Consider the following 12,438-nt stretch of genomic DNA (forward strand, 5'->3'; position numbering starts at 1 on the left):
ACTGGTTAGGTCAGATTCAGTACAAGCAGAATAAATACCAGGATGCAAGGATCAGCTTTTTAAATACAGCAAAATTCAAAGGTACTGCAAAGAGAGCTGATGCTCTATATAAACTTGGAATAACATCAAAGGCTCTTGGAGATAAGGCAAAAGCAAAAAGATTCTTTGAAGTTTTAATAAAAACTTATCCAACATCAAGCTCAAGCACCCTTGCTAAAAAAGAACTTGAGAGCTTGAAGTAAAAATCAAAAAATTATGTTCAGGCAACCAAAATTTTAAAAGGCTTATATATCGGCTTTGTAAAAATAAATTAAAAAAAATTAAAAAAATGCTTGCAACATAACAAAATTTTAGTAAAATAGTCCGCGTTGAGTTAATCAACAAAACGATTGCAAGGTTGGGTCGTTAGCTCAGTCGGTAGAGCAGCGGACTTTTAATCCGTTGGTCGAGAGTTCGAATCTCTCACAACCCACCATGCAAAAGATTTGATACGCTGGGTCGTTAGCTCAGTTGGTAGAGCAGCGGACTCTTAATCCGTTGGTCGCGGGTTCGACCCCCTCACGACCCACCACGTAGTCAAATCGAAGATCCTGGATGGGTCGTTAGCTCAGTTGGTAGAGCAGCGGACTCTTAATCCGTTGGTCGCGGGTTCGACCCCCTCACGACCCACCATCCCTGGATGCTTAGCTCAGTCTGGTTAGAGCATCTGCCTTACAAGCAGAGGGTCATAGGTTCGAGTCCTATAGCATCCACCACGAAGCAACGTTAGGTTGCTTTTTTCATTTCTGGACTTCCTAAATTTCTAAAACAGTTCAAACATTATATTTCACAACATTTTTTACTATCTTCGTATTCTAGCTCTCGTTTTAATAAGATTTAACTTTTATTTGTAATACTTTTTCTTATAACATAATTATTTATAAGTGATTTGAGTTACAATCGTACAGTATTTGTATATATTTTATGCCTATTTCGGAGCTGATATATGGCTGATGTTTTTGTAGATATAGTTAAAAGTATTAAAACAAGTAAAGACGAAGAGAATAAAACAATAAAACTTGTTGCAAATTCAGGTATTCAGTTTATTGACTTTGAGTTTGACGGATTAATTGATTTTGAATCTGATGATAAAGATATTTATCCAAAACATATTGTAAAAGGCCAGTTTGTAAAGCATCCAAAATATGCTGACCACTATGCTAGATTCAGAGAGGATAAGCTCAATGAATGTTTAAGAGTTGATGATTTTGAAACAGCAATAAATATTGGCTCTGAGTATAGAACTGAAGAAGATAGGGATGATACTGGTGTTTCAATGCTTGACTCACTTCATCTGTACAATGGTGTATGGTTCCCTATTCCTTATTTTAGCAAGAATAAAAATGACACTCCTGTTAACTGGGCAAGAGCAAGAATCATTAACAAATCTGATGTAAAGAAAAGAGAAACTGGCGGTGAATATCATGTGACATTTGCCTTTGATACAAATGTTATTGATCACGATGATCCATTCAAATGTGTCCCATCAGAGCAGCAGATAAATGATGTCTTTACATTCAGAGGCGGAATTGAAGCTACTGCAATGCTTCTTGGAAGCTCAGACGGTACATCCTTTGTTGAAGAATGGGCAAGGAGTGTCTATGACAAGCTTTTTGATAAGACATACTTTAAGAAAGGTAAAGAGCGCATAAAAAAAGACTGGCTTGATAAAAGATTCTATGAAAAGCATTATTTAAATCTTATTGCCTTTTTAGAGCATTTTGTAAGACCAAATGACATAAAGCTGATGCCATTTTCAGAAAAGTCTACAAATACTCCAACTCCTGTAAGTCTTATTCTTGATATTGGTAATACAAGATCACTAGGCTTCCTTGTTGAGGATGATGATTCAGATTCATGCGATTTAAAATCAAATCCACAGCTTGAAATAAGAGATCTTAATGCTGTTGAGAATCTTTATAAGGGTAACTTTGACAGTAAGGTGCAGTTTCAAAAAGCAGTCTTTGATTTTAACAGTTCATCTTCAACTGTAAGCTCTCTGTCAGAATCATTTGTCTGGCCATCATTAGTGCGTGTTGGCAAGGAGGCTGTAAATCTTGCTGCTAATGCAAAGGGTAATGAAGGCAGAACAGGTCTTATCTCACCTAAAAGATATCTATGGCAGTTAGAGCACAAAGATCCTGATCATGTTGAAGAGTGGTCCTTTAACAGCAACTACTATCAGATCCCAATGTACTGCCAGAAAGCAGATGATCCTGATTCATATGAAGAAAAACTCTATAATGTTGAAACATTTGAAAAGACCGCTGTTTATGCACCTGTATCAGAGTATTTAAATTCATCAGGTGATGCTCTTTTTGCCGATACCTCAAATAACTCTGATGACAGTCATATGAAAGCCTTATATACAGGCAAATCAATGATGACTCTTATGCTTGTAGAGGTTATTTTGCAAGCTCAGATGCAGATTAACAGCTATCACTACCGTCACAGAAAACAAAGAGAGGATAGCCCAAGATTCTTAAAATCAATTGTGCTTACCACACCTCCTGCCATGTCTGATCTTGAAAAAGAGGTTTTCAGATCATGTGTATATCAGGCTATAGGAATTGTATGGAAAGCAAGAGGCTTTGACAAAACACCTCCAAGAGAGTTTGCTTTCATAACTAAAGCAAATCAAATGTTCCCAATGCCTCCTGAGGTTAAGCTTGATTTTAGTGAAACCATGGCAGGTCAGCTTGTATATTTCCACAATGAGACTCAGCGTGTATTCAATGGTAATTCACTTGATTTCATATCTCACATAAGACGGGATGATGCAGATGGCAGATACAATGAATATGCTCCTCTTAAATTTGCCGAAAAGAGAGCTGATTACAAGACAGCAAGAATTGCAACAATCGATATAGGTGGTGGTACAACCGATCTTGTTATTACAGATTATTCTGCTCCATACAGAGTTTATAAAGATATGGACAATAAGGAGTCTGGCTCTAGTGAAGTATCAAATCAGCAGGGTGTTGTACAGATAAGAGAGGTTTTAAAGGATGGTAATAAGGTTGCAGGTGACGATCTTGTACATGACATTATCTGCGATGAAATTATTCCAAAACTAAAGGATAGCTTTGAACTTAAAAATATCATAGGTTCAGATAAAGAGGCTGGAAATGCTCTTTCAAAGCAGAAGAGAGTTCAGTGTGTAGAGCAGATCTTTACAAGAATAGCCTATAGAATTTTAAGCAGAATTGAGCAGCTGTCAAAGGCACCTATTGAAATTACAAGCATTGTAACAAAAGGAAGCATTAATGATTTTCTAAAGAATACCGATGTCTGTCCTGTGCTTGATGCTGTTTTTGATAAGACAGATAACGGTTTTGAGGTAGATTCATCAGTAAAAGAATATGTAAAAAATGGTCTTGGTGTAAATGACTTCTTTGATACAAAGCTTGAATTTGATATTTACAGAATAAACAGAAAACTCTTCCACAATTCAAGTAATTCATTAAGTAATACACTTGATTATTTAAATACCATTGTAAATGCATATCGCTGTGATGTTCTTTTATTAACAGGACGAGCATCAAAGCTTCCTGGCATAAGACGTCTTATTGAAAGCAAGTCATATCTGTCTGCAAAAAGAATTATCTCAATGCATTCATATGACTGCTCATCATGGTATCCAACATTCTCACTGAATGATGGAAAAATAGGTGATCCTAAAACATCTGTTGTTGTAGGTGCAGCTATTGGCTATATCAAGACAAGCAATGTCAATAATCTTATAAACTTTAGAATCAATCCAAAGTATATGCAGGCTCCTTCTGCTGCAAGATATATGGGTACAATAGATGAGAAATCAGAACTTAAAAAGGATTCTGTAAAATTCAGATTTAAAACCAATGCTGAAATTGCTGTATATGGAGATGCTGAAACTAATAAAGATCCTACTGTTAATAATGAAGATAAAGATGAAGTTATAAAGAAATTTACAAGCGATGATGCTAATTTAATAAAACTAATCAATCTTAAAGATGAAGTTTTTAGCAGACAGTTTACTATAAAAATTCCAGTTAATTTAGGATACAGACAGTTTGCTGAGCCTTTGTTTACTGCAAATCCTCTTTATAGCATCGAGCTTGTAACATCTGTAAAACAGTTAAAGTCAATTACAGATAATAAAAAGCTTTTTGCCCCTGAATATTCACAGATTAGTTTTGATGAGCAAGGATATCAAAGCCTTAAGGATAACTTTATAAACAAACTTATAAAGTCTGTAAGAGAAAAAGCTGATGAGAAATATCTAAGTGCAAAAAACAGTATAGATGCAATATCATCACAGTATGCACAGGCAAAAGAATATGCAATGTCTGGCAGTTCAAATATACAAATGGCATCTTTAGATGTTTCAAATCCATTTTATGAAACTGCAATGGACTTTATAAATATGGCTAAAAATGCAGGTAGCAATGCTCAGTCACAGATAAAGCAGACAGGTTTTATGGCAAAGCTTACAAATGCTCAGTCAAAGGCACAAGGTGCCTTTGATGCAGCATATGATGAATTTGTAAAAGCAAACGAATCACTTTTAGATGACAAGCTTGCATCTTTATACTCTGATTTGAAAAATGATATTGCATATCAGCTAAGCCGTGAGCTTTCATCTTTTCTTGGTGAATCAAACACTGCAAAAAAGGAAAATGAAACAAAAGAGCTTGAAAGTATCACAAATGAAGTAAATGCTCATGCAAGACAATTCAAATTTAAAATCACTCTTGATGAAAATCCAATCAACAGTGATTCTGCTGTTGGCAGATCAATAGACTTTGTTTATAGGGAGCTTGATGAAAAAAATAAACCTGTACTCAATCTGTTAAAGATAGATGAAGCAGAAATTGTTGACAGTGATTTTACAGGAAATGTAGAAGACTATGTAACTATAAAGCTTAAGACTGTTTCATATGATGGTGACTACTGGAACAATTCAGGTCTATTGCTAAAGTAAAAGGATTTAAAATGAGCAGCAAATATAAATATGATTTAAATTCACTTGATAAGGCAGCAGTGACCTTAGCAAATGTTGTTGATTGGTACAAAGACATTGAAGATGAAAAGATCTTAAGTGGTGCTGACAAACTTAAAACAAGGCTTTTACGTCTTGCTAACAGCGCAAAGGCAGCTCATGAGGTATTGCCTGTAGCAACAACAATCGGTGTATTCGGCTCTTCTCAGGCAGGTAAGAGCTATCTTGTATCAGCTCTTGCATCAAACGGTGGCGGTAAGGGCCTTGAGGTTACATGGAATTCACAGAAGATAAGTTTCTTCTCTCATTTAAATCCTGTAGGTGGTGACAGAGAAGCTACAGGTCTTGTTACAAGATTTACCTCAAAAATGTGTAAGGCTCCAACCGATTATCCAATTGTTTTAAAGGTAATCAAGGAGTGTGATCTTTTAAAGATCTTAGTTAACTCATATTTTCTTGATATTGACTATGGCTCTGAGGATGGAAAAGCATATCTTTTAGAGCATGATGCTTTTTTCAAAGATCAAAATGCACTAAAAAATCTATTTTCAGAACTTGAAGATCCTAAATATCTGCTAAAAGAAGGTGAAAAGACATATTTTACAAAGCAGGATGTGGTTTCTTTAGCTGATTATGTAAATACCCATTCAAATGTAAGCTGTCTTAAAGAAGAGCAGTTTAATGCAGATGGTTATTTCTTTTTAAATGCAAGAAACATAATTTCAAAGCTCAATAAGGATGGCAGAGTCAAACTGTTTTCAACCTTATGGCATCAGATGCCAGCCTTTGACAATCTTTATAAGGCACTGATTGATGATTTTGATAAGCTAGAGGGTGCAACAATCGTATTTGCAAATATCGATTCTATTGTTGAAAAGAATGAAAAAGGAGAGCTTATCCAGAAGGCAAACGGTACTTTAGTAAATGTTAAGGCATTAGACAGACTGCTAGATGAAAGCTATACAGACAATGTGAATATTGCTCTTGATAATGAAGGTGCTAAGGTTGTTAATCTGCGTCACTGTGCATTAGCTGCTATTACCTGTGAGATTTCATTCCCTCAGGCTGAAAATTCAGGCGTTAAATCTTGTGATGTTCTTGATTTTCCAGGTGCCCGTTCACGTGAGAAGATGGATACAAAGGTCTGGAGAACATTAAGTGGAAAACCAGATTTTTCAAATACAAACTCAAAAGAGTATTCTGCTTGTCAGTTCCTCCTTCGTGGTAAGGTTGGATATCTTATCGAGCGTTACTGTGAACGTCATGAAATTGATGTTCTTTTATGCTGTCAGACAGTACAGGGACAGGCCGAGGTATCAGAGCTTACCCCATATATTACAAACTGGATTGATGTTAATGTCGGTGCAACACCACAGAGCAGAAAAGGCAAAATCAATCCACTTGTAGGCGTATTTACAAAGTTTGACTACTGCTTTACAAGAAATATGAAAAGAGATGCCTCAGTTGCAGCTGCATCTGACATTAATGGCACCATTACAATGGCAATGCAAAAGTTCAAGGCTGACTGGGTTCGTCATTGGACAGATGATAAACCATTTGATCAGTTCTTCTTTGCAAGACGACCAAATCTTTCAGGAACTGAGCTTGTCTATGATGTAACAAACAGTGAAAACGGAATCGTTGAGACTGGCATCAAGGAAAGTGTAAAACCATTTATTGATGAGTATATTAAGGATATCGTAAAAGATCCTTGCATGGAGCATGTATACAAATTTAAGGAGTTTTTAGATAACTCAAAAGCAGAAGAAACTCCAACAGTAAATGAAGTTTTAAAACCATCTGATGGTGGCGTAAGCTATCTTGTGCAGTTTATAAATGATACCTATGGCAAGGATTTTACACAGGGTAAGGATAATTTCTATTTATCCATACAAAAAGAGTATCAGAGCATTGAACAGGAGCTGTCAAAGTTTGCAAGTCTTGATTCGTCAAAGAAGAGAGATAAGTTAAAACAGATAGCAATTGCTAATGTGAAGGATATTATTCAGTGTGATAATCAGGCTGGTATTCTTGCAGATTTAAGATCATTTATTGAAATTGATGAAAAAGAGGCAAGAGATGATTATCTTACAAACTTTACAGGCGGTGTAAACAAGAATTCATATCGCTTTGCTGCAGCTCTTACTAAAATGCGTGATGAGAAACTTGATGATATTGCTGCAGGTAAAGCCTTTAACAGTATTGTTGATAATATTCTTTATGCATGGGATGAGAAAGCCCAGAAAAGTGTAAGTGAATATTCACAAGAGAAAAAAATTGCAGAATGTTCATTCTTCCTTGATGAGAACAATCAGATCATAACTGATAAGAATGTTCTAAGGCAGAAGATTAGTGCATTGCTACAGTATCTGACTCATGAGATGAAGGTAGCTTACAGAGCTGCTAATATTGAAAATAAGGTTGCAGATATCCTTGAAAAAAATGAATCTCAGACAAAGAGAAAAGAGGATATTGTAGATTCTCAGTGTGCAATTGCTCTTAAGATAATCTCAGATTTTAACACCTATCTTTATGTTGGTACTGACAAAAATAATGTTGGTACTTACAAAAATAACATTGAAAGATCTTTTAACAGCGGTGATGAGAATAGAGAATTATTTACTGAAAATGCATTAGATGAAAAAGAGCATACCATTGAGATAACAAAGGATATGGTTTCAAGAATAAAGACAAATTATCTAAACGATCATTTCTCTGTCCTTGTTCATATGATTGCCAATGTAAATACTCAGGCTGCAAGTATCTATAAACTTGATTCAAAGAAGAATGATGAGCTTTGTGCTCTGCTTACAGATCTAGAAAAGTTTATGTCAATTGAAGAGGCATCTGCTTAACAATGAATATAAATGCTGAAATTTTAAATGAAAATGGCAAAGGCTATCTGATTATCAAAGATGTAAAAAGTAATGAAATCAAAGATATTCAGATAGGAAGTCCTTTAGCTAAGCGTAATGCTAAAAACTCTCTTGAAATTACCTTTAAGGATAAGGGGGGAAATGAGAGTGTAACTGACAGTATAAAGCTCAGACCTGAAAGTATTAAATTTGTATCTAATGATATTAACGGTTACAAAATAGAACTTCCTGCATCTGTCAATAATACTCTTTACAGAGAATCAAACAGATTCAACAGCTCATTTAGTGTATCTGTTCGTGAATTTGTAATTGAAACAGGACAGATTGTAGGTGAGACCCATAATCTTTTTGCTCCTGTTACAAAATCACTAGAGCTTATGATTGAACCACCTTCACTTGAAAAGGAGAATATCGGTGCTCTAAATAACAGTACACTGTCAAATACAGCTTTAAATAAAGATGAGTGTACTGTACAAGGATCTGTGATTAAAGATGGTCCAATAAACTATCAGAATACTGCTGTTAGCAAGAAAAAAAGCATATTACCTTTAATTTTAATAATTCTTTTAATACTGCTAGCTTTAGGTGTTTTAGGTTATTTCCTTTTTAACTATCTAAACAGTAAAGATGCAACTGCAGGTGATATGTCAAAGCCAGCTTTAGAGCAGGTAGATGACAGTAAAAAAGCTGATGAAAATAAGGCTGATGATACAGATACTCAATCTTTAGATAATGCATCAAAAGATAATGAAAATACATCAGAAAGCGAAGAGTCATCATCAACTGTAAATGGCTGTTCAATTTCAAATCCTAATGATTCAGAGCTTATTAAAGCATGTATTCAGGCAAGTGTATCATCAGATGAAATAATTGAACTTTCAATTAAGGCCTTTGCAAATAATCGCTGTAATCTTGGAAAACGTCTTTTCTCAAGTATTGGCAGAAAAGATGGTGATGTTGCTTTTGCCTATGCTAAGTATTTTGATAAGAATTCTTCTGTAAGCTCACAGTGTGAACAGAAGAATGAAAAAATGGCAATTTACTGGTATGAAAAAGCTTATTCCTTGAATGAATCAGATGAGGCACAAGAGGCTTTATCAAAGCTCAAAGGTGAATAAATGAACAGATTCTTAAAAAGCTCAATTGCAACTTTAGGTCTTTTATCTATATCTATTAGTGCAGCAAGCAGTGCACCTCTTTTAATGGAAGGTAAGACAACCTTATACCAAAGAGTGCTTACAACACCATCTTGCAGACTAAAAAGCGATGCAAATGCAAAGGATGGAAAAAAGGTAAATGCCTTTTCAAGATTCTATGTTTATGAGGATGATGGCAGAACCATAAAGGTTGGACCTGATGATACCGGCAAGATTGCAGGTTATCTTGACAAGGACTGTACTGTACAGTGGAAAATGCAGACAGCACTGATGTTTACAAATCCAGCTAACAGAAACAGAGCTCTTATCTTCAAGAATAAAGATGATGTTACATCCTTAATTTCTGACAAGAACATATCAACAGTTTATAAGAATAAGCTAGATGAGGTAGTGAAAAAAGGCAGTGCAGATGGTGTGGTTTCAATCGAGCCTTTGCATTATGTTGACTACAAAAAGCAGTTTTATTTGCTACCTATTCTCGATTATGAAGAGTCAATGTTTGATGATGGTAACTATGTAAGAGCTTTGAAGATTGCATCAATTACCAAAAGTCAGAGCAAAAAGAAGAACACTGATAATTCAGTCAATGCCCTAAAGACATTCAAGGCTGCCATTGTTTTTGTTATTGATTCATCAATTTCAATGCAGCCATACATTGACAGAACCAAAAAGACCATAAATGCTGTATCAGAGCATCTTAAAGCTGAAGGTCTGACAGATAGCGTTCATTTCGGTCTTGTATCATTTAGATCAAATACAAAGGCAGTTCCTGCACTTGAATATACCTCTAAGGTATTTATAAAGCCTGGCGAGGCTACAGATGTTAATACATTTACTCAAAAGCTAAAAGATCTGTCTCAGGCTAAGGTATCAAGTAAATACTTTGATGAGGATGCATATGCAGGTATAAATACCGCACTTGAGCAGGTTGACTGGTCAAAATACGGTGGCAGATATATCGTTCTTATAACAGATGCAGGCTCAATTAAAGGCTCTGATAAGCTGTCAACAACAGGTCTTGATGCAAAGGAGCTTAGAGTTGATGCAAAACAAAAAGGTGTAGCTATCTATACAATGCATCTGCTTACAGATTCTGGCAAGAGAAACAAGAATCATGAAAGTGCAAAAGAGCAGTATATGGATTTAAGTTTCAATGAAACTATCAATAAACCTCTTTACTATCAGGTAAATGCAGGTGATGTTAAAAAGTTCGGGCAGAGAATTGATGAGTTATCATCAAACATTTCAAATCAGGTAAAGATGGCTGCCTTTGGAAAGAGCGCGGTTGGCTACTGTGTAACTGAGGAAAACAAGTCAATGGCTGAGGATACAATAGCTTTAGGCCATGCAATGCAGCTTGCTTATCTTGGATCTAAACTCAATACCAAGACTCCTGATTTTATGTACGGCTGGCTTCTTGACAGAGATGCTCTAAATCATCAGAAAGCTACAAGTACACCTGTTGTTTTACTGACTAAATCTCAGCTGTCATCCCTAAAGGATGTTACTCAGAAGATTTTAGATGCGGCAAATGAAGGTATGCTTGAGCCTGATAAGATGTTCAAGAGCTTAAGATCGGTTGCTGTATCTTTAGGCCGTGATCCTGATTCAGTTGCAAAGGCACAGACATCAAAAATTGCAGATCTTGGTTTATTAGGTGAGTATCTTGACGATCTCCCATACAAGAGCCGTATTCAGGAGCTTGATGAGGATACATGGTCAAGTATGGGTCCTGATGAACAGAACCAGACTATTTACGATCTTGAAAGCAAGCTTAAATACTATCAGCTTTGTAATGACGATCTGTCAAGATGGGTTAAGTTAAATCCTCTTGAGGATGCTTCAGAGGCTGTATATCCAGTTCCACTTGAGATTTTACCTTGACAGAGCAGATCCTTAATATAAAAAATCTGTCCTTTTCATATAAAAGGACAGATGAAACCTATAGTGTAGGTATAGAAAGCTTAAAGCTTGGTGAGCATGATATTGTAGCTCTAACTGGTGTTTCTGGCTGTGGCAAGAGTACCATGCTTGAGTGTCTTGGCTTTTTAAGAGACTCAATGGTCTTTGATGAGTTTTTTATGTGCAATACAAATATAAAGGAGCTTTCAAAAAAGCAATGTGAGCATTTTAGAGGAGCCTTTATAGGATATATGCCTCAGACTGGAGGCCTGCTCCCATATCTTAGCATCAAGGACAATATTGATTACAAGATTGATATTGCAAGCTGCAGTGCAAGAAAACTTGGCTTTGATTTTTACGATAAAGCAAAGCTAAAAAAGAGAGCTGATGATCTTTTTTCTGCTTTCTCTCTTAGCTCACTTTTAAACAGAAAACCTCATGAGCTGTCCATAGGTCAAAGACAAAGAGCTGTTTTTGTAAAAACATTGTGTTCAAATCCAAAGCTTGTACTTATTGATGAGCCAACCTCATCTTTGGATCCAGAGCATGGAGACATACTTTTTAAAATGATTGTTGATTACTGTAAGAATCTGGATATGGCAGCTCTTATAGTGACTCATGATACAAAGCTTGTGCAATCTCATGGATTAAGACGTCTTTTGTATGTCAGGAAAACAGCAAATTCTGGCAGTTTCTGTGAGGGATAGGATGATTTTTACTCTTGCATTTAAATCACTGTGGTTTGAAAAACTTGTATCCTTCTGTATCTTTGCATCCTTATGCTCTGTGATTGCACCTCTTATGTTCCTGTTTTCTTTAAAGTATGGAATTATAAGTACCTTAGAGCACGATCTGAAATCATCACCTTTAAAGCTTGAAATAAAAATGATGACAGGATACAAGCTTGATGAGAATTTTATAAATCAGGTTAAAAATGACAGTAAGGTTCAGTTCTGTCTTCCTCTTACCCGTTCTTTATCTGCAACTGCTGATATAAATTATAAAGGAAAGATTAAAACATCATTGAGCGCGCTTCCTACAGAATCTGGCGATCCTATTGCAAAAGCTTCAAATCTTGATGGTGTGCTAAAAGAAAATGAGGCATATCTGTCACAGACACTTTGTGATGATCTGAAAATAAAAACCGGTGATACCTTTTTGCTTGTCATTTCAAGAATTGTTGATTCAAAAAGACAAAACAGCGTTGTTGAGTTTACGTTAAAGGGTATTATCAAGAAAGAATATCAGTCTATAAATACCATATATGTAAATTACAATACCATGCTTTATATGGAGGATTTTAGAGACGGATATGAACCACCTGTTTTTTCAAACGGCTCAAATTTAAATCATGAGCGTAAGTACTTTGCAAAGCTTCGACTTTATGTAAAAACTCTTGATGATGTTGAACCTATGGCTGCTTTTTTCAGAGAAAGAAACTATCAGATCAAAGCTTGCATAAACGAAATAGAGGAGCTTAAGG

The 12,438-nt window shown here is 35.7% G+C and carries 7 protein-coding genes and 4 tRNA genes; all 11 read left to right on the forward strand.

Features of this window, described 5'->3' with window-relative positions:
• Positions 1-242, forward strand: a 242-nt coding sequence (locus tag ACJML3_RS01505; protein ID WP_406020010.1) for a tetratricopeptide repeat protein, incomplete at its 5' end; no start/stop codon positions are given.
• A 157-nt stretch (positions 243-399) separates the two neighbouring features.
• Positions 400-475 (forward strand) — tRNA-Lys (locus ACJML3_RS01510).
• A 20-nt stretch (positions 476-495) separates the two neighbouring features.
• A tRNA-Lys gene (locus tag ACJML3_RS01515) sits at positions 496-571 on the forward strand.
• A gap of 25 nt (positions 572-596) precedes the next feature.
• Positions 597-672: transfer RNA gene (locus ACJML3_RS01520), tRNA-Lys, on the forward strand.
• 5 nt (positions 673-677) lie between these two features.
• Positions 678-755 (forward strand) — tRNA-Val (locus ACJML3_RS01525).
• 230 nt (positions 756-985) lie between these two features.
• Positions 986-5,002: a virulence factor SrfB gene (locus ACJML3_RS01530; protein ID WP_406020012.1), complete on the forward strand. Its 4,017-nt coding sequence runs from the start codon at positions 986-988 to the stop codon at positions 5,000-5,002.
• 11 nt (positions 5,003-5,013) lie between these two features.
• Complete coding sequence (locus ACJML3_RS01535) at positions 5,014-7,875, forward strand: virulence factor SrfC family protein (RefSeq protein ID WP_406020014.1); 2,862 nt, start codon at positions 5,014-5,016, stop codon at positions 7,873-7,875.
• 2 nt (positions 7,876-7,877) lie between these two features.
• Positions 7,878-9,014 (forward strand): hypothetical protein, encoded by a 1,137-nt coding sequence (locus tag ACJML3_RS01540; RefSeq protein WP_406020016.1) that lies wholly within the window; start codon positions 7,878-7,880, stop codon positions 9,012-9,014.
• The gene (locus ACJML3_RS01545) at positions 9,015-10,937 is read left to right on the forward strand and encodes a vWA domain-containing protein (protein WP_406020017.1); all 1,923 of its coding nucleotides are present in this window, start codon (positions 9,015-9,017) and stop codon (positions 10,935-10,937) included.
• Positions 10,934-11,662 (forward strand): ABC transporter ATP-binding protein, encoded by a 729-nt coding sequence (locus tag ACJML3_RS01550; RefSeq protein ID WP_406020018.1) that lies wholly within the window; start codon positions 10,934-10,936, stop codon positions 11,660-11,662. Before ACJML3_RS01545 ends, ACJML3_RS01550 begins: the two co-directional genes overlap by 4 nt.
• A gap of 1 nt (position 11,663) precedes the next feature.
• The coding region (locus ACJML3_RS01555) for a hypothetical protein (RefSeq protein WP_406020020.1) at positions 11,664-12,438 on the forward strand (775 nt) is incomplete at its 3' end.

This window comes from Succinivibrio sp., assembly GCF_045124615.1.
Lineage (GTDB): Bacteria > Pseudomonadota > Gammaproteobacteria > Enterobacterales > Succinivibrionaceae > Succinivibrio > Succinivibrio faecicola.